Origin of the sequence: Acinetobacter sp. YH12117, from assembly GCF_013418865.1 — a bacterium.
In the GTDB taxonomy this organism is placed as follows: domain Bacteria; phylum Pseudomonadota; class Gammaproteobacteria; order Pseudomonadales; family Moraxellaceae; genus Acinetobacter; species Acinetobacter indicus.
In genome coordinates this window covers 1-26,465 of the sequence record NZ_VPBF01000039.1, presented here as the reverse complement: position 1 = coordinate 26,465, position 26,465 = coordinate 1, and the positions used below count along the sequence as shown (strand labels likewise).

The 26,465-nt window shown below is 47.9% G+C and carries 21 protein-coding genes; 15 read left to right on the top strand and 6 right to left on the bottom strand.

What is annotated here, in order from left to right; genetic code table 11:
• Window positions 1-261 precede the first annotated feature (261 nt).
• The 4 genes from guaB (at window position 262) to recJ (ending at window position 5,561) form a co-directional block, all read left to right on the top strand.
• Window positions 262-1,728, top strand: a complete 1,467-nt coding sequence (gene guaB, locus FTU55_RS12340; protein ID WP_180047238.1) for an IMP dehydrogenase — start codon at window positions 262-264, stop codon at window positions 1,726-1,728.
• A 126-nt stretch (window positions 1,729-1,854) separates the two neighbouring features.
• Window positions 1,855-3,192 carry a phosphoglucosamine mutase gene (glmM, locus tag FTU55_RS12335; protein WP_168408637.1) on the top strand — a complete coding sequence of 446 codons (1,338 nt, stop codon included), beginning with the start codon at window positions 1,855-1,857 and terminating at the stop codon, window positions 3,190-3,192.
• An 11-nt stretch (window positions 3,193-3,203) separates the two neighbouring features.
• Complete coding sequence (gene pdxH, locus FTU55_RS12330; protein ID WP_005180791.1) at window positions 3,204-3,860, top strand: pyridoxamine 5'-phosphate oxidase; 657 nt, start codon at window positions 3,204-3,206, stop codon at window positions 3,858-3,860.
• The gene (gene recJ, locus FTU55_RS12325; RefSeq protein WP_180047236.1) at window positions 3,861-5,561 is read left to right on the top strand and encodes a single-stranded-DNA-specific exonuclease RecJ; all 1,701 of its coding nucleotides are present in this window, start codon (window positions 3,861-3,863) and stop codon (window positions 5,559-5,561) included.
• A 44-nt stretch (window positions 5,562-5,605) separates the two neighbouring features.
• Here the strand turns inward: recJ and FTU55_RS12320 are convergent, their stop codons facing one another.
• Together FTU55_RS12320 and FTU55_RS12315 are read right to left on the bottom strand one after the other, a co-directional pair.
• Window positions 5,606-6,355 (bottom strand): putative porin, encoded by a 750-nt coding sequence (locus tag FTU55_RS12320; RefSeq protein WP_180047234.1) that lies wholly within the window; start codon window positions 6,353-6,355, stop codon window positions 5,606-5,608.
• A 171-nt stretch (window positions 6,356-6,526) separates the two neighbouring features.
• Window positions 6,527-7,303, bottom strand: a complete 777-nt coding sequence (locus tag FTU55_RS12315; protein WP_104513195.1) for a putative porin — start codon at window positions 7,301-7,303, stop codon at window positions 6,527-6,529.
• Window positions 7,304-7,817: 514 nt separating this feature from the next.
• On the opposite strand from FTU55_RS12315, the gene prfB reads away from it, so the two are divergent.
• The 5 genes from prfB to FTU55_RS12290 all read left to right on the top strand — a co-directional run bounded on the left by prfB (window position 7,818) and on the right by FTU55_RS12290 (window position 12,795).
• A protein-coding gene (gene prfB, locus FTU55_RS12310) for a peptide chain release factor 2 (protein WP_104470758.1) occupies window positions 7,818-8,913 on the top strand; the annotation gives its coding sequence in 2 pieces (ribosomal slippage) (window positions 7,818-7,889 and window positions 7,891-8,913; 1,095 coding nt in all).
• A gap of 166 nt (window positions 8,914-9,079) precedes the next feature.
• A complete protein-coding gene (locus FTU55_RS12305) occupies window positions 9,080-9,379 on the top strand; it encodes a helix-turn-helix transcriptional regulator (protein WP_104489264.1) in 300 nt (99 codons plus the stop codon).
• 45 nt (window positions 9,380-9,424) lie between these two features.
• Window positions 9,425-10,504, top strand: a complete 1,080-nt coding sequence (locus FTU55_RS12300) for an alkene reductase (protein WP_180047232.1) — start codon at window positions 9,425-9,427, stop codon at window positions 10,502-10,504.
• 106 nt (window positions 10,505-10,610) lie between these two features.
• Window positions 10,611-11,891 carry a 3-deoxy-D-manno-octulosonic acid transferase gene (locus FTU55_RS12295; protein WP_180047230.1) on the top strand — a complete coding sequence of 427 codons (1,281 nt, stop codon included), beginning with the start codon at window positions 10,611-10,613 and terminating at the stop codon, window positions 11,889-11,891.
• 193 nt (window positions 11,892-12,084) lie between these two features.
• Window positions 12,085-12,795 (top strand): 16S rRNA (uracil(1498)-N(3))-methyltransferase, encoded by a 711-nt coding sequence (locus FTU55_RS12290; protein WP_168398218.1) that lies wholly within the window; start codon window positions 12,085-12,087, stop codon window positions 12,793-12,795.
• Here FTU55_RS12290 and FTU55_RS12285 read toward each other — a convergent pair.
• The gene (locus FTU55_RS12285; protein WP_180047228.1) at window positions 12,781-13,752 is read right to left on the bottom strand and encodes a mechanosensitive ion channel family protein; all 972 of its coding nucleotides are present in this window, start codon (window positions 13,750-13,752) and stop codon (window positions 12,781-12,783) included. The two genes, FTU55_RS12290 and FTU55_RS12285, sit on opposite strands and share 15 nt — an antisense overlap.
• A gap of 343 nt (window positions 13,753-14,095) precedes the next feature.
• On the opposite strand from FTU55_RS12285, the gene acs reads away from it, so the two are divergent.
• The 3 genes from acs to FTU55_RS12270 all read left to right on the top strand — a co-directional run bounded on the left by acs (window position 14,096) and on the right by FTU55_RS12270 (window position 17,586).
• Entirely contained in the window at window positions 14,096-16,039 is a 1,944-nt protein-coding gene (gene acs, locus FTU55_RS12280) for an acetate--CoA ligase (RefSeq protein WP_127800535.1), read from the top strand.
• Window positions 16,040-16,174: 135 nt separating this feature from the next.
• Window positions 16,175-17,353, top strand: coding sequence for an acyl-CoA dehydrogenase family protein (locus tag FTU55_RS12275; protein WP_075167296.1), 1,179 nt, complete (start codon window positions 16,175-16,177; stop codon window positions 17,351-17,353).
• The gene (locus tag FTU55_RS12270) at window positions 17,308-17,586 is read left to right on the top strand and encodes a hypothetical protein (RefSeq protein WP_168389752.1); all 279 of its coding nucleotides are present in this window, start codon (window positions 17,308-17,310) and stop codon (window positions 17,584-17,586) included. The genes FTU55_RS12275 and FTU55_RS12270 overlap by 46 nt, the downstream gene beginning before the upstream one ends.
• On the opposite strand, the gene msuE is transcribed toward FTU55_RS12270, so the two are convergent.
• Entirely contained in the window at window positions 17,583-18,314 is a 732-nt protein-coding gene (gene msuE / locus FTU55_RS12265; RefSeq protein ID WP_075167298.1) for an FMN reductase, read from the bottom strand. The two genes, FTU55_RS12270 and msuE, sit on opposite strands and share 4 nt — an antisense overlap.
• Before the next feature lie 375 nt (window positions 18,315-18,689).
• Here msuE and FTU55_RS12260 point away from each other — a divergent pair, with 375 nt between their 5' ends.
• Window positions 18,690-19,340 carry a response regulator transcription factor gene (locus FTU55_RS12260; protein ID WP_005180757.1) on the top strand — a complete coding sequence of 217 codons (651 nt, stop codon included), beginning with the start codon at window positions 18,690-18,692 and terminating at the stop codon, window positions 19,338-19,340.
• Between the two features lie 65 nt (window positions 19,341-19,405).
• Here the strand turns inward: FTU55_RS12260 and FTU55_RS12255 are convergent, their stop codons facing one another.
• Window positions 19,406-20,173, bottom strand: coding sequence for a hypothetical protein (locus FTU55_RS12255; RefSeq protein WP_005180752.1), 768 nt, complete (start codon window positions 20,171-20,173; stop codon window positions 19,406-19,408).
• Window positions 20,174-20,579: 406 nt separating this feature from the next.
• Window positions 20,580-24,068: a PAS domain-containing hybrid sensor histidine kinase/response regulator gene (locus tag FTU55_RS12250; RefSeq protein WP_005180746.1), complete on the bottom strand. Its 3,489-nt coding sequence runs from the start codon at window positions 24,066-24,068 to the stop codon at window positions 20,580-20,582.
• A 184-nt stretch (window positions 24,069-24,252) separates the two neighbouring features.
• On the opposite strand from FTU55_RS12250, the gene FTU55_RS12245 reads away from it, so the two are divergent.
• Both FTU55_RS12245 and FTU55_RS12240 read left to right on the top strand, forming a co-directional pair.
• On the top strand, window positions 24,253-24,585 hold the full coding sequence (locus FTU55_RS12245) for a DUF485 domain-containing protein (protein WP_005180745.1): 333 nt from the start codon (window positions 24,253-24,255) through the stop codon (window positions 24,583-24,585).
• Between the two features lies 1 nt (window position 24,586).
• Window positions 24,587-26,302, top strand: coding sequence for a cation acetate symporter (locus tag FTU55_RS12240; protein ID WP_180047226.1), 1,716 nt, complete (start codon window positions 24,587-24,589; stop codon window positions 26,300-26,302).
• Window positions 26,303-26,465: the final 163 nt, after the last annotated feature.

The following is a 26,465-nucleotide window of genomic DNA, read 5'->3' as shown; positions in this document are numbered from 1 at the left end:
TCAAGTGAATTTGTTTGAAAGAAGAACTTTAAAAGCTTTATTTTCACCCGATAAAATACCCATAAAACAAGAGGAAGCTCAAATGAGCTTCCTCTTGTGAAAAATTGTGGGACAGCAATGGGCCATGGCCTGCTTTTTTCATCAGCAAACTCATCCGAATTGTCAGGATGTGCGGAATAAATAATTATTTATGCAATAACAAATGAAATTTATAGCAAGATTTGTTTATAATAGCGCACGGAAATTACCAGTGAGACTGTTATGTTGACCATCGTTCAAGAAGCGCTAACCTTCGATGATGTCTTATTACTCCCTGCCTACTCAACTGTCCTCCCAAAAGATGTCTCTCTAAAGACACGTTTAACTCGCGGCATTAATCTGAATATTCCTCTTGTGTCTGCAGCCATGGATACGGTGACTGAATCCCGTATGGCCATTGCAATGGCGCAAAATGGCGGTATTGGTATCCTGCATAAAAACATGGATATCGCAGCGCAGGCGGCTGAAGTACGTCGTGTGAAAAAATTTGAAGCCGGTATGGTCAAAGATCCGATCACTGTGACCCCAGAAACCACAGTACGTGAACTGATTGCCTTAACTCAAGCCAACAACATCAGCGGTGTTCCTGTGGTGAAAGATGGTAAAGTGGTGGGCATCGTCACCGGTCGTGATACACGCTTTGAAACCAATCTGGAGCAGCCGGTCAGCAACATCATGACCGGTCAGGACCGTCTGGTGACGGTGCGTGAAGGCGAATCAAAAGAAAATATCCAGGCACTATTGCAACAGCACCGTATTGAGAAAGTACTGGTGGTGGGTGACAACAATGAACTGCGTGGTTTAATTACGGTCACTGATTTCCGTAAAGCAGAACTTTATCCAAACAGCTGTAAAGATGACCTCGGTCGTTTACGCGTAGGTGCTGCAGTGGGTACCGGTGTGGAAACCCCAAGCCGTGTAGAAGCACTGGTTGAAGCTGGTGTAGACGTGATTGTAGTCGATACTGCACACGGTCACTCTGCCGGTGTAATTGAACGTGTACGCTGGGTAAAACAGAACTATCCGCAAGTGCAAGTCATTGGTGGTAACATCGCAACGGGTGATGCTGCGCTTGCGTTATTAGATGCCGGTGCAGATGCAGTGAAAGTCGGTATTGGTCCGGGTTCTATCTGTACCACCCGTATTGTGGCCGGTATTGGTATGCCGCAAATCTCGGCGATTGACTCTGTAGCGAATGCATTAAAGGAACAGATTCCATTGATCGCGGATGGTGGTATCCGTTTCTCTGGCGATATGGCCAAAGCGATTGGCGCAGGTGCCAGCACCATCATGGTTGGTTCACTGCTGGCTGGTACTGAAGAAGCACCAGGCGAAGTTGAATTCTTCCAGGGCCGTTACTACAAGGCTTATCGTGGTATGGGCTCATTGGGTGCCATGGCGGGTGCAACCGGTTCTGCAGACCGTTACTTCCAGGACTCTAAAGCCGGTGCTGAAAAACTGGTGCCAGAAGGCATTGAAGGTCGCGTACCGTACAAAGGCCCAATGGGTAATATCGTGCATCAGATGATGGGTGGTTTACGTTCATCAATGGGTTATACCGGTTCTTCAACTATTGAAGACCTGCGTCAGAATGCCAAATTCGTGAAGATTACCGCAGCGGGTATGTCTGAATCTCACGTGCATGATGTGACCATTACCAAAGAAGCACCGAACTATCGCGTTGGTTGATTTTTGGTAATTCGCCTTATAGAAAAGCCGTCATAAATGTGACGGCTTTTTTAATTTTGGTGTAAAGTAAGCGTGTTGAAACAGGATGATGAAAATCACCATAACCCTATAAGAAGTGAGTAAGACATGAGTTATTTTGGAACCGATGGTATACGTGGCAAGTTTGGGGAGCTTCCAATTACACCAGAGTTTGCATTGAAACTAGGTTTCGCGGCAGGTAAAGTTTTAAAAAAATACAGCAAGAAAAATAAACCGATTGTGGTACTGGGCAAAGATACCCGTCTGTCAGGTTATATTCTGGAATCGGCGTTACAGGCCGGTCTGAACGCTGCCGGCATTTATGTGCATTTACTGGGGCCATTGCCGACCCCCGCGATTGCGCATTTAACCCGTGCCTTACATGCCAGTCTGGGCATTGTCATTTCTGCATCGCATAACCCGTATTTTGATAACGGGATTAAATTCTTCTCCAGCGAAGGCAAAAAACTGCCCGATGAACTGCAGGAAGCGATTAATCAAGAACTCGAAAATGAAATTCAGATTGAAGATAACGCCAATCTGGGTAAAAGCTTCCGCGTCAAAGACTCTGCTGGACGTTATATCGAATTCTGTAAATCGACCTTTCCTTATCACTTCGATCTGAACCATTTAAAAATTGTGGTGGACTGTGCCAATGGTGCAGCCTATAACGTTGGTCCGGCGGTATTTAAAGAACTGGGTGCCAAGGTCATTCCGCTATATAACACCCCAGATGGTCTGAATATTAATGAAGATTGTGGTTCGACCCATCCGGAACAGTTACAGCAGGCGGTGGTAGAACATCAGGCGGATTTGGGCATTGCCTTTGATGGCGATGCTGACCGGGTAATTATGGTCGACAAAAATGGTCAGCAGATCACTGGCGATCATATCCTTTATATTCTGGCGACGCAGGCCAAAAACAAACCTGCAGGTATTGCCGGAACCGTCATGAGCAATATGGCACTGGAACTGGCGTTAGAAAAAGCCGGAGTCGAGTTTGTTCGCGCCAAAGTTGGTGACCGCTATGTGTTGCAGGCGCTTGAGGAAAATGGCTGGAATATCGGCGGTGAGCCATCGGGCCATGTCCTGACTCTGGATAAAAGCACCACTGGTGATGCGATTATTGCCGCATTACAGGTCTTAACCGTCATGGTAGAACAGGGTAAAGCCCTGCATGAGCTGGTTGCCGATTTTAAACTGTTCCCGCAAGTGTTGGTAAATGTGCGTTTAGAGGCCATGTTTGACCCATATGCCGTGCCTGCTTTAGTGGAAGAATTTGGCAAAGCAGAAGCACAGCTGCAAGGCCGTGGCCGTATCCTGATTCGTAAGTCAGGCACTGAACCGGTAATTCGTGTAATGGTCGAAGGGGATGACCAGCAGGAAGTCACGTTACTGGCCAACCATCTGGCCGATGCCGTGCGTCATCATGCGATTGCTGCCTAAGGGGAGTATAGATGTCTGATTTAATTAAAGACTTAAGTGAATTACGTTTAAGCTATCAAAAAGGCGAGCTGCATGAGTCAGCCGCTTTGGCTGATCCGCATCAGCAGTTTTTAAACTGGTTTAATCATGCGCTGGAAATTAAACTGCATGAACCCTATGCCATGTCTTTGGCCACAGCCAATGCGCAGGGCCGTCCGCATGTGCGTACCGTGCTACTACGCGGTGCAACCGAACTTGGTTATGACTTTTATACCAACTATGACAGCCAGAAAGGCACCGACTTACTGGAAAATCCTTATGCGGAATTGCTGTTTTACTGGCCGGAACTGGAACGCCAGATTCGGGTTAGCGGCCGGGTGAGTAAAATTCCGGAGGAAGAGTCGCATCTGTACTATAACAAGCGTCCACGTGACAGCCAGATTGCGGCGCATATCAGTACCCCGCAAAGTGGTGTGATTGCCAGCCGTGAAGCGTTGCAACAGCGTTTTGCACAGCTTGCTGCCCAGGTGGGTGAGCAGGATGTACTGAGCAAGCCGGAATTCTGGGGCGGTTATCGTCTGGAACCGGATTATTATGAATTTTGGCAGGGGCGCCCGAATCGTTTACATGACCGTTTAAGTTATGAAAAAACCGATGGGGCATGGACACTGCAACGACTGATGCCTTAAATGTCGAATATACAGATTAAACAACGACCTTTTCTGACACGCCCTGAAAGTTTTCAGGGCGTGACGCCGTTGATTGCCCAGATTTTGGCGCGACGTGGTGTGCAATCCGAGCAGGAACTGAAACTGAAGCTGAAACACTTGCTGGCGCCGACCATGAAAGGGCTGGATCAGGCCATTCAGATTCTGGATCAGGCCATTGACGGGCAAAAAGAGATTGTCATTGTCGGTGATTATGATGCCGATGGCGCCACCAGTACCGCTTTAATGGTGCTGGCCTTGCGTGAATTGGGTGCCAAGGTACAGTATCTGGTGCCGGACCGGTTTAAATATGGGTATGGCCTGACTCCGGCAATTGCCGATCTGGCCTTTACCCGCTTTCAGCCTGATTTATTAATTACCGTTGATAATGGTATTTCCAGCCATGCCGGCGTGGAACAGGCGCAAGCACATGGTATGCAGGTTATTATTACCGACCATCACCTGACCACCAAAGCTACACCAGCGGCGGATGCCGTCGTCAATCCGAACCAGCTCGGCTGCGAATTTCCGAGTAAAGCGCTGGCTGGCGTCGGGGTGGCATTTTATGTCTTGGCCAACCTGTCCAGCTATCGTAAAAAACAAGGCAAATCCAGCAGCAACCTGACCCAATATCTGGATCTGGTGGCCTTGGGCACCTATGCCGATGTGGCCAGTCTGGACTATAACAACCGTATTCTGGTGGATGCCGGACTGAAAAAAATCCAGCAACATCTGTGTCGGCCGGGAATTTCAGCACTGCTGGATATAGCCGGACGAGAGGCAGCCAGCCTAAAAGCCCAGGATTTAGGTTTTGTGTTGGGACCACGGATTAATGCCGCGGGCCGAATGGAAACCATGGATATTGGTATTGAATGTCTGCTGGCCAATGATGCACAAACTGCTTATCGCTTCGCTGAACAGTTAAACCAGTTAAATGTAGAGCGTCGTCAGGTTGAAGGGCAGATCAAGCAGGAAGCATTGCAGGAACTGGAAAAAATCCAGCTCGATGCTAGCGAACTGCCTGCGGCCTTAATCATGTTTGAGCCGCACTGGCATCAAGGGGTGATTGGTATTGTCGCAGGTCGGCTGAAAGAACAGTTCCATCGCCCGAGTATTGTGTTTGCGGCTGATGAAGATGGTATTCATATTAAAGGGTCGGCACGTTCCATTGATGGTATTCATATCCGTGATGCGATTGAACAGGTAGCCGAGCAGTATCCGCATCTGGTCAGCCATTTTGGTGGACATGCAGCTGCGGCCGGACTGACCATTCAAAAAGCTCATTTTCAGGAATTTAGGCAGATTTTTGAACAGCTGATTGCCAGCATGGACCCTGAGCTGTTTCAGGCCACCTTATGGACCGATGGCGAATTGCCGGTAGAAGATTTTCATCTAGACACTGTGCATACCTTGCAGCACTTGGCGCCGTGGGGGCAGAAATTTCCACCGCCAATTTTTGAGGGGCAATTTCAGATTGTGGATTATCGTTGGCTCAAAGATGTACATCTTAAATTACGCGTGGCTTTGGAAAATGGGCAGGTGATTGATGCGATCGCCTTCAATGCAGCCGATAAATATGAATTTGATCCGATGAAAGATACGCGCTTGGTCTATGAGCTGGAACGCAATGAATTTAATGGCAATGTCAGCTTACAGCTGCGGATTTTGCATTTACAACAATAAAAAAACCGCTCAAGTGAGCGGTTTTTTGCTTTTAATCTAAAAGATTAGAAGCGGTACGCAGCACGAACGCCGAATACATTGCCTGCATCTTCGAAATTAATAGAGCCTTCTAGGCTAACTTGCTGATTAAAGAATTTCTTAGCGCGAATTTGGAAAGCATCGTCTAAGCCATCATCTGTATATCCAAGACCCACACTAAATGTTTTATCTAGATATAAATCGGTGCCTAAGTTAACTGCTTCATCATTAGCAAAAATAACGCCACCTTCGAAATTCATATCGTAAGCACCAACTTGAGTGACATATTTCGCACGTAATGTTGGGTCTACATCGTCTCCTACATCATTATCGAAACCTGCTAGACCCGCGGCGATAAGTAAACCAGGGACAGGTAGATAACCTAATTCAGCAGCATATACTGTTGTATCAAAATCTTCAGCGCCATCAGCTTCTAAAGTTATTTGACCAATACTGCCACTAACATAGAAATCTGTATTCGGAACGAAATATTCAACGCCTACACCAAAAGTAGTGCTTTCAACTACATCAAAATCCATATAAGTAATGGCTGCATTAATATTGCTAGCACGGTTCAAGAAAGCTGCTTCATTTAATGGATAGTTTTTAACTTGAACTGGATTAAAGTAATATGTTCCATCAATTGCAAAGCCTGTAGAAGTATCCCCATTATCTGGGTCTACAAGAGCAATCGTACCACCGATCTCAGCTTGATAAGCGTGTGCAGTTCCTAGGCTGGCAATAAGTGCTGTAGCAAGAGCAAGTTGTTTAAGCATTTAGAGTTCTCTCTTTGTTATAAAAATATGACTGTTTGATGAACAGTTGTAACAAATTGTACAGTTTATATTCGCTCAGTCAATGTGCAAAAACTACCTAAATGCTTCTTATCAGTGCAAAAAACCCATCCGAAGATGGGTTTTTTTACGATTTATGCGTTTCTATACAGATTAGAAGCGGTATTTCGCTGCTACACCAAAGCGGTTGTAGTCGTTGCTACCTGCTTCACCGAAACCGACACGACCTTCAAGGCTGACTTGTGGGGTGAAGAATTTACGGGCATTGATACCAAACTCGCTGTTGTCGTTCAGATCATTGTTGTAATAATCTGCACCGATACTCAGGGTTTTATCAATGTAGTAATCTGCTGCCAGGTTGTATTCGTCCAGATCGCCGAATGCTGCACCGGCTTCAAGGTTAATATCTTTACCATTGCTTAAGGTAGTGACATATTTGGCACGTAAGGTAGGGTCTACACCGTCGTCATAGTCATTGTCATAACCTTTTAAACCTGCAGCAATTAACAGACCCGGTGCTGGCAGATAACCTACTTCTGCACCATATACAGTGGTATCAAAATCGCCACCTCTGTCAAATTTAATGTCATCACGTCCGACATTACCGCTCAAGTAAAAGTCCGAATTAGGTACAAAGTACTCTGCACCTACACCATATTGATGACGTTCATCATTACCGAGTTCGTCATATTGGTATTTGGCATTTACGTTGCTGGCACGATCAAGGAAGGCTGCTTCTGCCAAAGGCGCATTACGCGTTTGAACAGGGTTAAAGTAATAGGTACCATCTACACCAAAAGAACCACTTGTGCCGCCATGATCTGGATCAATTAATCCTGCAGAAGCACCAATTTCAGCTTGGTATGCATGTGCTGTACCTGCGACTGCGAATACAGATAAAAGTGCTGAAGCAATTGCTAGTTTTTTCATGGATCTTACCCCTCTGAAATCAGGTTGACTGTTTAATTTTTTGTTACAACTTCAGTCTAGGCCAAATAAAATTTTGGTCAATCCAGCAAAAGTTACCGCATTGTTTCAGCTGTAATATTGTGTAATTGATTAATTTTAAGATATTGATAAATAATATAAAATAATTAATGTTTTGTTTTATTAAAAGTATGGAGATTCTGTGAATTTAGGTCAATTTGTATAATTTTTGCGCTGTATTATAAGTTATGATGCGGCTTTGTAAAACCCTTTTGCGAAAGATGAAAAATTTCATTTTTATCAATTTGAAAGCCAAGAACGGGCAATTAAACCGAATTTTAAACGTGGTTTTTTCTTGATCTTTCTTCTAGTTTGCTGGGTTCTGTAGGTTGTGCTCATCATGGCCGTCTAAGTTTATATCCATCATTTTAGTTGAGTGGATGCAGGCGCCTCTTACTCCTGATTGGCTCTATGCTACAATACACGGGTTTTATCGATATTTTTTGAGAGCATTCACGTGGAAATTAATCCTTATCTAAACCAGCTAAAAGACTTGAACGAACGTGGTCAAACACTACGGGGGTATCTTTGACTACGATCTTAAAAAAGAGCGTTTAGAAGAAGTCCTGCGTGAATTGGAAGATCCGGCCATCTGGAATGACCAGAACCGCGCCCAAGCCATGGCCAAAGAAAAAGGCGAGCTTGAGAACGTTCTGAATGTATTAGACGGTCTGGCAACACAGCTCGAAGATGCGCAGGCAATGCTGGATCTGGCGGTGGAAGCCGATGAAGAAGCCATGCTGGAAGATGTGCAGGCCGAATTGAGCGCCGCTGAAGAAGAGTTGGCAAAACTTGAATTCCGCCGGATGTTTAACAATCCAATGGACCCGAACCCGTGCTATGTCGAAATTCAGGCCGGTTCTGGCGGTACCGAAGCACAAGACTGGGCTTCAATGCTACTGCGTATGTATATGCGCTGGATTGAGCGTCATGGCTTTAAGGCCGAGCTGATGGAAGAATCAGACGGTGATGTGGCCGGGATTAAATCTGCGACTATTCGTGTAGAAGGCGAGTATGCTTATGGCTGGTTGCGGACTGAATCGGGTGTCCATCGTTTGGTGCGTAAGTCACCATTTGACTCGGGTAACCGCCGTCATACGTCATTCTCTGCAGTGTTCGTTTCACCTGAAGTAGATGATAATATTGAAATTGAAATCAATCCGTCAGATGTCCGTACCGATACCTATCGTGCATCGGGTGCTGGTGGTCAGCACATTAACAAAACTGACTCTGCCGTGCGTTTAACCCACATTCCAACCGGTATTGTGGTGGCCTGTCAGAACCAGCGTTCACAACATGCCAACCGTGACCATGCCTGGAAACAGTTACGTGCCAAACTCTATGAACTGGAGATGAACAAACGTAACGAAGCTGCGCAAGCGCTTGAAGATTCCAAGTCAGATATCGGCTGGGGCAGCCAGATCCGTTCTTATGTATTGGATGACTCGCGGATTAAAGACCTGCGTACCGGTGTCGAAAACTCCAACACAGGCGCAGTGCTGGACGGTGATCTGGACAAATTTATTGAAGCGAGCTTAAAGCAGGGGCTTTAAGCCGCTGTCAATAAAAAAGTATCAACAACAAGGCACTAGTAGTGTAAAACTAATATATCTAAAAAAATCGATATATAAATCGAAAAAATACGATATATTGGATAGGAACACTGAATAGTGCTTTGTTGCGTTCCTTGAACACAGCCTGATGCGACGTGCCTGAATTATGGATATTGATTTAATTTTTAAAGCCTTAGCCAATCCGACGCGCCGACAAATCTTGCTCTGGTTAAAACATCCGGAACAGTTTTTGTCAGAAGAGCAGTGCGGCGGCTTTCAACGTGGCGTCTGTGCCGGCAATATCGAAAAACTCGGTAAGGTGTCGCAGTCAACCATGTCCAATCATTTATCTGTGTTACAGCAGGCCGGTTTAATTCAGGCTGAAAAACATGGTCAATGGTCCTATTTCTCCCGCAACGAAGCCCTGATTCAGCAATATATTGAATTTTTAGAAAGCTCACTCTAAGACAAAACAGCATCTGTTTGGTCGCGTGCAGCTACAGAGGCATCTATGGCAGAACTGAATAATCCCTTAACCCTGGGTCAACTCCAGTTAAAAAATCGTGTGGTGATGGCACCCTTAACCCGTAGTCGGGCTACGGATGATCGCGTTCCGACGGCATTAATGGCGGAATATTATGCCCAGCGTGCCAGCGCCGGTCTGATTATTTCTGAAGCCACAGTCATTTCTGAAGAAGCCAATGGCTATTTAAATACTCCGGGCCTGTTTAGCGATGCTCAGGTTGAAGGCTGGAAGCGGGTCACCCATGCAGTGCATGAGCGCGGCAGTTTAATTGTGGCGCAGTTATGGCATGTGGGCCGGGTGTCGCATCCCGATTTACTGCAAGGCGAAACACCGGTGTCTGCCAGTGCTGTGCAACAGGCCGGTCACGTCAGCTTGCTGCGTCCAAAACGTCCTTATGTGCTGCCACGTCCACTGGAAATTGCTGAAATTCACGCGATTACCGAGCAATATAAACAGGCAGCGATACGTGCCAAAGACGCCGGTTTTGACGGGGTAGAACTGCACGCGGCCAATGGCTATTTAATTGACCAGTTCCTGCAAAGCAAGACCAACCAGCGTGAAGATCAGTATGGCGGTTCGGTTGAAAACCGTGCCCGTTTCTTGCTGGAAGTGGTGGATGCCTTGATTGAAGTCTGGGGTGCTGGACGTGTGGGTGTACACCTTGCACCGCGCGGTGATGAGCATGATATGGGTGATGATGATCCACGTGAAACATTTGGCTATGTGATGCAGGAATTGGGTAAACGTCAGATCGCGTTTTTCTTTACCCGTGAATATTTGGCAGAAGACAGTATTTCCGAGTATATGAAACAGCGTTCAGGTGGTGTTCCCTACATTGCCAATATGCGTTTAAGCCGTACCGATGCGATTGAACTGCTGGCTTCGGGCAAAGCCGATGCCGTGTCTTTTGGTAAGGCTTATATTGCCAACCCGGATTTATATGAACGTCTGCTGGATGATGCACCGCTAAATGATTTGCAGCTGGAAACCATGATTGGGGTGCAGGGTGCAGCAGGCTATACCGATTATCCAACTCTGGCTGAAAGCGTGGTGAATGCCGACTAAAGCAGCCGCGTTGTTGCTTTGCTTTTTTATTTGGAGCCATATCCATTAACATGCGGATAGGGCTCTGTTATATTCTCAGGGCAAAAAATCAGTTTGAGGCATCTCTTTGGCTACTCCGTTTTGGTATAACGCAGCGTTATCTGTTCTAAAACCGTTGTATCGGTCGCGTATTAAAAAGCGGGCCGAGAGTGAAGCGCAGTATCAGCAGGAAATTGTAGAGCGTTTTGGGCCATTTCAGCCGCCGAAAAATCTGCAGGCGATCTGGTTTCATGTGGTCTCGGTGGGGGAAACCAACGCGGCCCAGCCTTTAATTGAACATTATTTAAAAGCCGGTCATCCGGTGCTGGTCACCAACACCACCAAAACCGGACAGGCACGCGCTAAATCTCTCTTTCTGAAAGCACCGCATGAGGCGCTGTTTCAGGCAGTGTATTTGCCAGCTGACCAGAAACATCTGATTCGGGATTTTTATCAGAAATATCAGCCGAAATTATTGCTGTTGATGGAAACCGAGCTGTGGCCGAACCTGATTGATCAGGCCCAAAACTTCCATGTGCCGTGCCTGTTGCTGAATGCGCGTCTGTCCGAAAAATCGGCCAAAGGCTATGCCAAAGTCTCCGGCCTGACCCGGGCGATGTTGCAGGGTTTGACGCAGCTGTTGGTGCAAGATCAGGCCTCACATAGCCGCTTTGTGGCACTGGGTGCAGCTGCTGAACAGACCCAGGTGGTGGGCAGTATTAAATTTGATATTAGTGCACCGCCTGCTTTTATTGAACAGGCCAACATGTTGCAGCAGGACTGGCAGCTGACAGGCCGTAAAGTGATCACACTGGCCAGCACCCATGCTCCAGAAGAAAAAGACGTATTGGCCGCGTTAAAACCAGCCTTGATGGCAGATCCGGCACTGGTCTGTATTGTGGTGCCGCGCCATCCGGAACGTTTTGATGAGGTCTTTCACGCGGCACAGGCTTTGGATTTGCGTACCCAACGCCGCAGTTTGGGACAAACTATTGAAGCGGATACCCAGGTCTATCTGGCCGATTCAATGGGCGAAATGTGGCTCTGGTACGGTCTGAGTCAGGCCTGTTATGTTGGCGGTTCTTTAAATGAACCGGGTGGTGGGCATAATATTCTGGAGCCGATAGCGCTGCATGTGCCGACTATTCTGGGTAAGAATTATTTTAACTTCCAGACCATTGTCGATGAGTTTGTCGACGCTCAAGCGGTGGTGGTGGTAGAGAATGCTGAACAAGCGGCACAGACCATGCTGGAGATCTTATCGGATTCCTCCAAAGCACTGACTTTAAATACTGCAGCACAAAAGATTATGCAGCAGAATCAGGGTTCACTGGCAAAGCATATTCAGGTAATTGATCAATATCTTTGATGATATTCTGATGGGTAAAGAAGCTGATTTTCATGGATTTACGAGATCAGATTAAAACTGAGCCTTCTCTTTATCGATTTAATGCCAGGAACTCTTCTTCTTTTACTTTAGTTTGGAAAAAGGAGTCCTGCCTCGGACCGTTGTGGATGACGTTTCCGCCTATCCAGTGATGGATTTGTTGAGTTATTTTTTTATGAATATTGTCCTTCTTGATCCTCGCCAAACTGAATCTGAACTGTGGTCGATTAGTTCAACGCGGCAGTTAGCGCATTTGCAACAGCATCTGGATATTCAGGTTGGTGATACCCTGAAAGTTGGGATTCGTGAAGGCAAACGGTATCTCACGGAAATTATCGAAATTACAGAAAAAACGGTTCGTCTAAAACCGTTAAAAGAAGAAGCTGTGCCAGCGAAATTGCCAGTGACGCTGATTGTGGCTTTACCACGTCCGAAAGTGCTGCGCCGTTTAATCATGGATGCGGTTACGGTCGGGGTGGAAAAAATTATCCTGATGCATAGCTATCGGGTCGATAAAAGCTACTGGCAGACGCCATTTTTACAGCAGCTGGAGCATTATATTGAACTGGGGCTGGAGCAGGCCGGCGATACCATTGCACCAAAAGTTGAACTGTACAAACGCTTTAAACCCTTTGTTGAAGATGTTTTACCGGGTCTGATTAGCGCCGATTGTCCTGCCTATGTGGCACATCCCTATGCAGAGATGCGCATGCCTGCCGCGATTCAGCACCCGTGCAGCATTGTGATTGGGCCGGAAGGTGGTTTTATTCCTTATGAGGTCGATCTTTTGATACATAACGGCTGCCAGGCGGTGAGTCTGGGCAACCGGATTATCCGTACAGAAACCGTGATTCCGTATGTGCTGGGACGTTTATTTAGCCTCTGAGCTGTCTGCCACCGATGGATCACCGCGATAGACTTTCACTTCCTGCACTGGGTAAGGAATGGAAATGCCCTGTTCGGCAAAGCTTTGAATGACTTCTTCCTGAATTTTACTGATAGATGCCGCGCTATTGGTTTCGCTGGTATTAATCCACCATTGCACGCGTAAATTGACCGAGAAATTGGCCAGCGCATCGACATTAACGCTAAATTCCGGCTGGGTCAGAATGGTCGGGTCACGTTTCAGAATGCACATCACCAGATCTTTGGCTTTCTGAATGTCATCTTCATAGCCAATGCCGACCACAAATTCGCAGCGGCGGCGTGGAAAGGCAGTATTGACAGTAATGGCGCTGGTATAGACCGTGGCATTGGGAATCACAATGCGGCGACCATCGGCCGAGCGTAAAAAGGTCGCGCGAATCTGGATATCTTCGACCGTACCTTCCAGTCCATTCACCAGAATGCTGTCGCCAATTTTAAAGGGCTCGCTCAGTAAAATCAGTACGCCGGAAAGCAGGTTCTGGAAAATATCCTTAAAGGCAAAGCCAATGGCAACCGAACCAATCCCGAGGGCGCTCATCAGCTGGCTTGGGGTAAAACCAGGAATGGCAATCACCAGACCAATTAAGAAACCGAAGAAGATAATCACCGAACTGCCAACCCGGTTCAGTACCAGCACCAGATTTTGCCGGGTATAACTGCGGTTGGATAAGGTTTTTTTCACAAAAAATTTAAACAGCTGGGCAATCAGCCAGAAAATCAGAATCACGCCAAGCGCGATCAGGAAATAGGGCACACGCTCCCAGAAGCCTTCCATGATTTTATCAATAGCAGAATAGGCATCATTGTATTTATGGGTATGTTCAATGACTTTCTGGGTGGTTTTTTCCGTGGCCTGTTGAATCAGCTCGGAAGTTTCTTGGGTGACTTCGCCCAGTTGGGTTTTTTCTTCGGTCACGAATCTGCCAGTCCTCAGCAATAAAATCGTATTTTGCCTGAAATCCGGCCAGATTTTAATAAACATTCTGCAAGCGCGCTGCCGATTTTTGCAAAGTACACTGCGGTTTTGACTGCAAGCGGGTTGTTTTTATAGATAAAGCTACTGCTTTTATACTGAAAAGTACGGCAAAGACATTGAATCTGCTGGTGTATCTGTGCTTAAAATTAAATCAATCGCTACGACCAAAGCATGATTGTGGTGGAGAAAAAATAAGCGTCATACTGCTGATATGCAGAAATAAAAAATCAAGAATGTGGCATACATCTCGTGATGAGATGAGAGAAGATCAAGGAAGTATAATATGAATGAGATCTATCCTGTACCCGAAGAATTTAAGAAAACTGCGCGTACCAACGAGGCAGAATATTTCGAACGTTATCAGCAATCCATTGAACAACCCGACGAGTTCTGGGCCGAGCAGGCCAAGCGTCTGGACTGGATTAAGCCGTTTACCCAGGTCAAAAATACCAATTTTGATCCGGACAATTTCAAGATTGAATGGTTTGCCGATGGCCAGCTCAATGTTAGTGCCAACTGTCTGGACCGGCATTTAAAAGAACATCCTTATAAACCGGCAATTATCTGGGAAGGTGACCATCCTTCACGGCATAAAATTATTTCCTACCGTGAGCTGTACGATGAAACCTGCCGCTTTGCCAATGTGCTGAAGAAAAATGGCGTCACCAAAGGCGACCGCGTAGTGCTGTATATGCCAATGGTGTCCGAGGCTGCCATTGCCATGCTGGCCTGTGCCCGGATTGGCGCGGTGCATTGTGTGGTGTTTGGTGGATTCTCTCCAGATTCGCTGGCCAGCCGGATTGAAGACAGTCAGGCCAAACTGGTGATTACCGCAGATTCGGCCATGCGCGGCGGCAAGCCGATTTATTTAAAGGCCAATGTCGATCAGGCCCTTACTGTGGCCGGTACCGAGTCGGTGCAAAACGTGATTGTGGTCCACCGGACCGGTAACCCGATTGAAATGAAAGCCGGGCGTGACCTGTGGTATCACATGGAAATCATGACGGTCAATGAAATTTGCCCGCCTGAGCCAATGAATGCTGAAGATCCGTTATTTATTTTATATACCTCTGGTTCGACCGGTAAGCCGAAAGGAGTGCTGCACACCACCGGCGGTTATCTGACCTACGTCAACAGCACCTTCCGTGAAGTTTTTGATATTAAACAGGATGATGTGTTCTGGTGTACCGCTGATGTTGGCTGGGTGACCGGGCACTCCTATGTGATTTACGGGCCATTATCGAACGGCACCACCACGGTGATGTTTGAAGGGGTACCGCAATATCCGACTTGGGCGCGCACCGGACATTTGATTGATAAACACAACGTCACGATTTTATATACCGCACCCACTGCGATTCGCGCCATGATGCGTGAAGGCGACAGCTTTGTACGGGAAAGTGACCGCAGCAGTCTGCGTCTGCTTGGTTCGGTCGGTGAACCGATTAACCCGGAAGCCTGGAACTGGTACTACACCGTGGTCGGTGAAAGCCGCTGCCCAATTGTGGATACCTGGTGGCAAACCGAAACCGGCGGGATTCTGATGTCGCCGCTGCCGGGGGCAACGCCACTGAAACCGGGCTCGGCCACGCGTCCGCTGTTTGGGGTACAACCGGCCCTGGTCGATGCCGAAGGCAATGAGCTGGAAGGCGAAGCCGAAGGCAACCTGATTATCAAGGATTCCTGGCCGGGACAAATGCGTACCATCTGGGGCGATCCGGCTCGCTTTATTGAAGCCTATTTTGCCACTTATCCGGGCAGTTACTTTACCGGAGATGGCGCGCGCCGTGATAAAGATGGCTATTACTGGATTACCGGCCGGGTCGATGATGTCCTGAATATTTCCGGACACCGTCTGGGCACGGCTGAAATTGAAAGTGCGCTGGTGGCACATGATGCAGTGGCCGAAGCCGCGGTGGTGGGCATACCGCATGATATTAAAGGTCAGGGCATTTGTACTTTTGTTACCCTGCAAGCCGGCGTGACAGAAAGTGATGAGCTGCGTACCGAACTGGTTAACTGGGTACGGAAAATTCTGGGACCGGTGGCCACTCCAGATGCGCTGCATTGGGCACCGGCCTTACCAAAAACCCGTTCCGGTAAAATCATGCGCCGGATCCTGAGAAAAATTGCCGCCAATGAGCTGGATAGTCTGGGCGATACTTCGACCTTGGCAGAACCACAAGTGGTGGATCAGCTGATTGCTACGGTGCAAGCCAGCCGTTAAAAATAAATATTAAAATACCGCCTCTCGTAGGCGGTATTTTTATACTGAAAACCGTGTAGCATAGCTGGACACGATGCGAGAACAACAGCCCGCTCCATCCACAGTATTACGATTGATCAAGGATATGATTTTCAGATGAACCCGACTACGGCCACTGTTTTAGACCCGCTGGAAATTGCCCGGCAACTGGCCCGCCAGTTTGCCCAGACCGCTGCTGAACGTGACCGGCAGGGCGGTAATCCCAAAGCAGAGCGTGATCTGATTCGCCGTAGCGGTTTGCTGAGTTTATCAATTCCGACAGAATATGGCGGGCAGGGTGCCGCCTGGTCGACTATATTTAAAACGGTCCAGATTTTGGCACAAGCGGACAGCTCCTTGGCGCATGTCTATGCATTTCATCATTTACTGATTGCCACCGTGCAGCTGTTCGCCCAGCCCGCACAATATCAGCACTGGTTGCAACAGACAGTTCAGCAGCAGCTGTTTTGGGGCAATGCCCTGAATCCGCTGGATCGGCGTACCACGGTCACACCGGTCGCAGATTCTGAATATCTGTTTCAGGGCGATAAAAGCTTCTGCTCCGGTTCGGTCGATTCAGACCTGTTGCTCTGTTCCGGTTATGATGCGACCGGCAGGCTTTTGATTGCGGTGATTCCGAGTACCCGGAGTGGTGTCCATTTTCTGGGTGACTGGCACAATATGGGACAGCGCCAGACCGATAGCGGCACGACCCATTTTGAACAGGTGCGTGTTCATCAACATGAATTGCTGCTGAATCCCGGACCGCTAAGTACGCCTTATGCCAGTTTGCGGCCGCTAATTGCACAACTGATTTTTGTGCATCTGTTTTTGGGTGTGGCCGAAGGGGCATTTGAAACCGCGATTCAGAGCGTGCAAGGTCAAAAAGCCTGGTCCAAATCTCGGGTCGAGCAGGCGGTGGATGACCCGTTTATTCAACGGCATTGCGCCGAGTTTTATCTGCAGCTGGAAAGTGTCCGGCTTTTGGCAGATAAAGCCGTGCAGAGTGTGCAGCAGGCTTGGCGCATCGGACCGGAACTCACGGCTGAACAGCGCGGTGAAGTAGCGGTGGCCATTGCTACGGCCAAAATTGCCTCGACCAATACCTCTTTATATATTACCGAGCAGATGTTTCAGGTAATGGGCGCACGGGCCACCACCGCCCAGCTGAATCTGGACCGTTTCTGGCGCAATGTGCGTACTCAGACCCTGCATGATCCGGTGGATTATAAATATCAGGAACTGGGTGAATGGGTGCTGACTGGCAAAGTGCCAGATCCCAGTTTTTATTCTTAGGCCTTAAACCACTTCATCCTGATTTCATTGAGTTAGAGCTTAAAATGAAAAAATCCCTCAAGCCGAGTCTTGAGGGAAAAATAAGGGGCCTGTTGTTGTGTTTATTTGATCCGGTATTACAGCGATGTTCCACTGCAAGCTTGCGGATCCAGGCTGCTGCAAGCCTGAATCCGCAGGATCAATGGCCAAGATTTTACTCGGAAGAAGGGGATGCCAGCGGGTCAGCAGATTAAGCCACTTGCGGTTTGACCTTGTTTTGATGCAGACGCGATTCTGCTGCATCCAGGCTAGGTACTGCAGCAGAAGGCAGTACTTCATCCTGCTCAATCTGTTTATTGATACCCAGGTTCTGGTTGGCTTGCTGGGTTTTACTTTTCACCACTTCGGCGCGCTGGCCTTTGGCTGGTGCCCATTCCAGAATGGGCAGGGCGCGTGCCACAGCCAACGTAATCCGGTCACGCAGGGCCTCGCTATGGATGGTGTATTCCGGGGTAAAGTCACGATCTGTGGCATAGACACCAATAGGCAAGGTTTGCGCCTGGAAAAAGCTGAATAACGGACGCAGCTGATGCTCCAGTACCAAGGCATGGCGGTCACTACCCCCCGATGCCGCCAGTAATACCGGTACATCTACCAGCGCAGTCTGTTCGACAAAATCAAAGAAATGTTTGAATAGACCGGTAAAGGAGGCGCGATATACCGGTGTACCGACAATTAACGCATCCGCCGCTTCAACGGCAGCCAGATCATCCTGCACGCGCTGTGGCAACTGCTTGCGGTAAATGGCGCCGCCCAGCAAAGGGGCAATTTCACTGAATTTAATAAAATGCACCTGAATCGGGGTGGCTTCGCCCAGTTCATCAATAATGGCTTGTACCAAAGCTTCGGTTTTAGACGGATGATTTAAGCCGCCCGATACTGCGACAATATTGAGTGGTTTGGTTGAATTGAAAACAGACATAGGCTTACCTGAATTGTGGTTGATCTCGGAATGTCTGTTATTAATCAATAGTTGAATTACCCTGTAAAATAAGCAAATACAGAAAAGTTATCTGTTTTTCAGATAACTTTAAAATGAGCGATTAATAACTAAATTTAATGAAATAAATAATTGAAATTTATACTTATATGCGACTCAGATAAGCATCTGAATCAGGCTGATAAATGTTATATCAAAATCAGATTTCCTATCTCAGATTTAAGAAAATGTAAGAAAATATGAATAATCGGACAAAAAATCTCGTTTAAGCCAAAAATAGTTCACTCTTGCATATCCTTAACCGCATTTGTATGGGTAGAATAGGAGCCATTGTGCACAAGATCTCTCACGTCACTTATGAATATTTTAATCGTTGATGATCATCCGCTGTTTCGTCATGCTTTAATTCAGGCTGTACGCTATAGCTTACCGCAAGCTCAAATTCATGAAACTGCTGCAGTCAATGAATTCTATGAACGTTTAGAAAAAGGACCTGAACCTGATCTTGTTCTCCTCGATTTAAACTTGCCAGGCGCTTCGGGTTTCTCGGCGCTGGTGCATGTGCGTGCACAATATCCTTCAATTCCGATTATTGTGGTGTCGGCACATGAAGAAGTGTCGATTATCCAGCGTGCCATTGCGCATGGTGCCATGGGTTATATTCCAAAATCTGCCCACCCAAGCCATATTGGCGAAGCGATTCGTCAGGTGCTGGAAGGCGAAATCTGGTTACCGCCAAACCTGCCGGCCAATGTCAATTTTGACCCGCGTGCTGCCGATGAAACTGCACTGGCAGAGCGGATTCAGTCCTTAACGCCGCAGCAGTTCCGTGTGTTGATGATGGTGGCTGAAGGTTTGCTGAATAAACAGATTGCCTATGAACTGGATGTTTCTGAAGCGACCATTAAGGCACACGTGACGGCGATTTTCCGTAAACTGGGCGTACAAAACCGTACCCAGGCGGTATTGGCGATTAATGCGCTGAATATTGAAGAAAAGAAAATCTAAATATTGAAAAATATATAAAAAGGACATCAAATGATGTCCTTTTTGTTTTGCAGATCGGCTAAGGCTTAAGCCAGACAATCCTGTTTCGGTGTGGCATCGGTACAGAACAGCGGATTCAAAGCGCATTGCAATTCATCAATCTGTTCCTGAGTCACATAGTCCTGAGATTTTAAGTAGTCGGCAATACGGTCATCGCGCAGGCTTAAAAATGCCGGATCATAGACGCCTAAATCGACAAATAGCGCGGCAGTTTCCAGACTGTTAAAACGGTCCAAATAGACATCATTGCCATACATCAGGAAGATATGATCTTCATGGGAATGAATATCTACACCTAAACGCTGTGCCAGTTCATGCGGCGGGGTTTTGATAAACAGTAAATCGGACAGTTCATCAAACTGGCTGGTATCGAGTTCGGTTTTATCGGTTTTGACTTTGCCGAGCCAGGCTTTAAATACCAGGACCGCACCACCGCGCAGCAGCATGCTCCAGATCTGGTGACGGGTGGTGGCACCAAGACAGTCACATTCAGTTTCCAGCGAACGCAGCAGTTTCTGTTCCTGTTCAGACAGTTTTTCAAACAGGCCCAGTCCTTGTGGTTTATAGGCTGCCGGACTAAATACATCAAAATGCAGTTCATCAAAGACCTGTAAGGCCAGCGGTACAGCGGTTTGATAAATGGTATTCAGGGCTTCAATATGCGCATGTTCTAATTTGCTGTGCTGAAACAGGGTTTTCCAGTCGATGGCCGGCAACAGGGCATTGGCGCCATACTGACGGTGAAACTGTTGGTTCTGCTCATGACCTTGCTGTACTGCGCTTGAAAGACTCATCAAAAAACTCCTCTAGGCTGGATGATGATCAGCTCCGGACAGGACGTTCAGGGGCTTATCTCCAGACTAAACACTGATCTTTTCTTTTTAATGTCTTTTTTTATGCGCGTATTGCTACATATCAGATATACGACTAAAGTCTAATGTGTATTTTTTAATCAAAAAATAATTTTAAAAATCATAAGATTAAAATTTTGTAACCAGGTATACAGCTGTACACTGAGATTTTTGGTAGCCTTTGCCATAGTAAATAATTCAATGAAATTTTCTGCCAATGGCTGTCAGGCAGATAGCGCCTGTTTTGAGCAGTTTTGCCTAGCGGGCTGCAATAAATCGCCATTTTCAGGCCCAAAATACAAAACCTCTTTGTTACCGAAGCCGCAAAGAGGTTTCAAAATATGTCAGCCTAAGCTGAAATTTTCAGACCGGATAACCAGGCTCGCAAGGAGGCCGGTTTCAGCGGTTTTTTCAGCAATACGATATTCAGCTCTTTTAGACGCTGCGGTAATTCCGGATCCGAATCGGCGGTAATTAATGCCACTGGTACATTTTCCTGACGGTTGGCCAGAATAAAGTCCAGACCGACTTTATTGTTATTTAAATGCTGATCGACCAGCCAGACCTGAATATTTTCCTGCTGGATAATCTCCAGGGCCTGTTCCGGTTCGGTGGCTTTAAAGACCTGATAGCCCCATTTGCCCAATAAGGTCGCCATGCCTTCTAAAATGGTTTCATCATTATCCAGACACAGAATTTTATAGGCCTTGGTTTTCAGCGGTACGGCCTGAACCGGTGCAGCCACGGCTTTAGGTGCATCTACCACCGGTACTTCAATCATGAAGCAGGAGCCCTGTCCGAGAGTGGAATAGACATAGACCGGATAATCCAGCAGGCTGGTCATACGCTGCACAATGGCCAGACCCAGGCCCAGACCCTGTTCGCCCCACGGCGAGGTATGGCCGCAACGTTCAAATTCCTGGAACAGTTTAATGCGCTGTTCTTCGGCAATACCGGGACCGGTATCCCAGACCCCGATGCGGATATGCTGCGGACGCTGCGCAGAACGTAATACCCCGACCACGACTTTGCCTTTGGCGGTATAACGCAGCGCATTGCTGACAAAGTTCTGGATAATCCGGCGAATCCATTGCGGATCGGTGTCAATCCAGAACTGGGCATCATGCACGGCAAACTGGATGCCACGCTGTGCAGCAATGGATTTAAATTGCAGTTCCAGATCACTGAGCAGGTCATGCAGTGGATAAGGCTGACGTTTCGGCTGAATGGTGCCGCCTTCTAAACGGGCAATATCCAGCAGTGCAGACAGCATACTTTCAGCGCCATGCAGGGCACGATCCAGCTGCTGCAAGGTTTTGCGGTCATCATCCGACTGGATGCTTTGCTCTAGCGCGGTACTGAACAGACGGGCTGCGTGCATCGGCTGTAATAGGTCATGACTGGCCGCGGCAATAAAGCGGCTCTTGGACATATTGGCTTTATCGGCCTGTTCGCGCGCCAGCTGCTGTTCGGCCAGGGCATCGGCCAATTGCTGGGTACGATCCTGCACGCGTGCTTCAAGGACCGCTTCATTTTCACGGAAGGCGGTAATATCGGCAAAGGTGGTCACGAAGCCACCGCCTTCAATCGGATTACCGCGCATTTGAATCACGCGGCCATCTTTACGGATACGTTCAAACTCATGCGCACTGCCGACTTTCATCCAGTGAATCCGTTTACGCACGTGTTCTTCCACCGAGCCCGGGCCACATTCGCCGCGCTCGGCGTTATAGCGGATCAGGTCGGCAATTGGACAGCCGACATAGACAATATCTTTTGGATAATCAAACAGTTTTAGATATTGATTGTTCCAAGCCACCAGACACATATTTTCATCGACCACGCTCACCCCCTGGGTCATATGGTCGATCATGGTCATGATCAGATTCTGGTTAAAGCGCTGCCATTGGGAGGCCTGGTCAAGAATATTGGCGACCTGACCCAGTGCCAGACCATTGTTGACCATCGCCGTGGTGAGCAGGGTTCGCGCCGATGCCGCGCCAATGGTGCCGGCCAGGTACTGTTCGGTAAAACGCCACCACATGCCGTTGGCATTGCTGTTTTCATTCAGCACCACATTATTCTGTTCACTGAACTGCCGGAAGGCCTGCATGGTTGGCTCATCGCCGGTAATGCGTTTGGCCAGCGTAATCAGGTCACCGACTTTTAAACGCGCCACATCCTGATGCGAATAGCTGACTTCATTGCTGGTGGTGTGCGATGGCAGCGGCTTGGTTTCATAGTAGAAGAAACTTTCAGCCTGAATCTGTTCAGCCACACTCGGGCGGAATATGCGCGATACCCAGACATACAGCAATAGGTTCAGACCAAGTGACCAGACCACACCATGTGTCAGCGGCGCAAATGATTCAAAACCTAACAGCGCTTCCGGACGTAAGCCATTAATGCCAAATGGACCGACGGTTAAATAGTACTGGGTAATCGCTGAGAACTGCTCTGGCAGACTGCGTAAAACTGTTGGCCAGAGCAGGGTATAGGCCCACATGATAAAACCGACAATCAGGCCGGCATAAACACCCTGTTTACTGCCGCCGCGCCAGTACAGCCCGCCAATCAGGGCCGGGGAGAACTGCGCTACCGCACTAAAGGCCAGTAAACCGAAGACCGAAAGCTGGTCAATATCATTAAAGAAATGGAAGAACAGGAAGCCGAGCAGCATCACCGCCAGAATACAGATGCGGCGGGTGAATTTCAGCACCAGTGGCAACCGTTTGTCATGACGCGAAATCAGGCCCGAGCGCCACAGCGCCGGCATGATCAGGTCATTACTGAGCATGATCGACAGCGCCACCGAAGATACCAGCAACATCCCGGTTGAAGCCGAAAAACCACCCAGGAAGGCCAGTAAGGTCAGCCATTCCTGATTATAGCTGAGCGGTAAGGACAGCACCGCGACATCCGGAATCATCAGATATTGCGGCGCGGCATGTAAGGCCCAGCTGGCAATTGGAATAATCGCGATGGTGGTTAAAATCAGATAAACGGCAAACCAGCGCCGTGCCCCGCGAATATGTTTTTCATCGCGTAATTCGACCACCGCCACGTGGAACTGGCGTGGCAAGCAGATAATCGCCAGTGCGGCCAGCAGGGTTTGCACCCAGAAAGTTTCCGGTACGCCCAACAGCTGCACTTCATGGAAGGTCTGGGCCACATCATTGCTGATCTGTTTCAGGTTATCGGCCGATTCAAAGACAAAGAAACCGGCCACACAGAGCAGGGCAAACAGCTTGACGAAAGATTCAAACGCCACCGCCAGCATTAAACCACCGTGCTGTTCGGTGTTGGCAATTTGCCGGGTGCCAAACAGCATTGCCAGAATCGCCAGCAGCGCGGTTAAAAACAGCACGCCATTGGTGGTACTTTCGACATGGGTGGTCTGATCCAGAATTACGGCAGCACTTAAGGCAATTGCGCGTAACTGCAGGGCCAGATAGGGAATAATCGCAATGACTGCCAGAATGGTCACCAGCGAGGCCAGGGCACCACTTTTGCCATATCGCGCTGCCACGAAGTCGGCAATCGAGGAAATGGCATGATGTTGCCGGACCCGGCCCAAACGGCGCCAGATGTCATAGCCAACCGCCACGAACAACAGCGGCCCTAAATAGATCGGCAGGAAGATAATGCCTTCACGCACCGCTGCACCAGTGGCCCCGTAAAAGGTCCAGGATGAACAGTAGACGCCCAAGGTCAGACTGAACAGTAGCATACGACCGCGCGTACTGAGGCGGCTCGCATGTTTTTCACCAAAAAATGCACAAATAAAAAGTAATGCAATATAAAGGGCTAACACCCCGATAATCAGCCAGCTGTTCATAATACCTGCGGTGTATTTATCTCGCGTTATAATACTCTATTCGTGAACGCATCAGTTTGAATTGCTCAAAATTTAACGACCAAAGTCTAAATTACAAGCACCCTACAAACTTGTTAGTTTTCATCATGAATATAATTCGAATTAAAAATTACGCCTAAGGCTGGGCGTTTCAAGGAGTAAAACTATGGATGAGGCTCAAGTAGATCGAATTCTACACAATCCAAAATTCAAAGAAATGGTTGCAAAAAAGCGTAATCTTAGCTGGACGCTTACCGCAATCATGTTAATCGTTTATGTCGGCTTCATGTTGTTAGTTGGCTATAACAAAGAGTTTCTATTATCTTCCATTTCTGGTGGCGTGACGACCTGGGGTATTCCACTGGGTCTGGGCATCATCGTGTTATCTTTCATTTTGTGTGCAGTGTATTCCTATATTGCGAATAACAAGCTGGATCAACTGAATGAAGAAGCAATGCGTGAAGTAGAAGCAATTGCACAACAAAAAGGACAAGACTAAGATGAAATGGACTTCATTGAAGGCGCAAGCTGCTGCAGCTTCTGCGTTGATGATGTCAGGTATGGCTTTCGCCGCACCTGATCTGGGCGCAGCAGAACAACAAGCCACCAACTGGCCTGCAATTATCATGTTCCTGATCTTTGTGGGTGCGACCCTGTTCATTACTAAATGGGCGGCGAAACAAACCACCAATACCAAAGACTTCTATACTGCCGGTGGTGGTATTTCAGGTTTCCAAAACGGTCTGGCCATTGCCGGTGACTATATGTCGGCTGCGTCTTTCCTGGGTATTTCCGCCATGGTGTTTATGTCAGGCTTCGACGGCTTGCTGTATTCACTGGGCTTCATGGTGGGCTGGCCAATCGTATTGTTCCTGATTGCAGAACGTTTACGTAACCTGGGTAAATACAACCTGTCTGACGTAGTTTCCTTCCGTTTATCAGAAAAACCGGTACGTACCCTGGCGGCATTCAGCTCGCTAGTCGTCGTGGCGTTCTATCTGATTGCACAGATGGTGGGTGCAGGTCAGCTGATCAAACTGCTGTTCGGTCTGAACTATAACATCGCAGTTGTGCTGGTTGGCTTATTGATGATGGCTTACGTCATGTTCGGCGGCATGCTGGCAACGACCTGGGTACAGATCATTAAAGCGGTACTGTTACTGTCTGGTGCAACTTTCATGGCCTTCATGGTAATGAAAGACGTGGGCTTCAGCTTCACCAACATGTTTGAACAATCAATTCAGGTGTTCTCGAAGGTACATGACCTGAGCCTGGCTGATGCAGCCAATATCATGGGTCCAGGTAGCCTGGCATCTAACCCGATTGATGCGATCTCACTGGGTCTGGCATTAATGTTCGGTACTGCAGGTCTGCCACACATCCTGATGCGTTTCTTCACGGTAAAAGATGCCAAAGAAGCACGTAAATCTGTCGTGGTTGCAACCGGCTTTATTGGTTACTTCTACCTGTTAACCTTCATCATTGGTTTCGGTGCGATCCTGTATGTGGCCAACAACCCGCAATTCCTGGATGTCGCAAAAATGGCAGTCACTGGCAAACTTGAGCTGGTGGGTGGTAACAACATGGCAGCGGTACACCTGTCTGACGCAGTCGGTGGCGACCTGTTCATGGGCTTCATTTCAGCAGTTGCATTCGCCACAATTCTTGCGGTGGTTGCTGGTTTGACATTGTCTGGTGCTTCAGCAATCTCTCACGACTTGTATGCCAACGTATTCAAGAAAGGCCAAACTACACCTGAATCTGAACTGCGCATGTCTAAAATCGCAACTTTAGGTTTAGCGATCTTCGCGATGATTCTGGGTATTCTGTTCGAGAAACAAAACGTTGCGTTCATGGTGGGTCTGGCATTCTCGGTAGCTGCATGTGCGAACTTCCCGGTACTGGTTCTGTCGATGTTCTGGAAAGGTTTAACCACACGTGGTGCGGTGATTGGTGGTGTTGCAGGTCTGGTGTCTGCTGTCGTGCTGATCGTATTGTCGAAAGCAGTTTGGGTCGATACGCTGGCAATTTCTGATACACCAGTGGTGCCATTTAACGGTCCTGCAATCTTCGCAATGCCATTGTCATTCTTCTGCTGCTGGTTGTTCTCGATTACCGATAACTCTGCGCAAGCACAAGCGGAACGTAAAGCATTCGATGCACAGTTTGTCCGTTCACAAACCGGTATTGGTATCTCAGGTGCATCTGATCACTAAGATGAGCAGATATGCCTAAAAAAAGCCCCACAAAGGGTAATGCCAGTCAGTTAAGAGATTGACTGGCTTTTTCTTGGGTATTTTTGAGGTTTTCCTTTTACAACCCTTGGATAACTCCTCACTCTTCTCTCAGGTATAACATACCGATTAGATTTCTCCATTA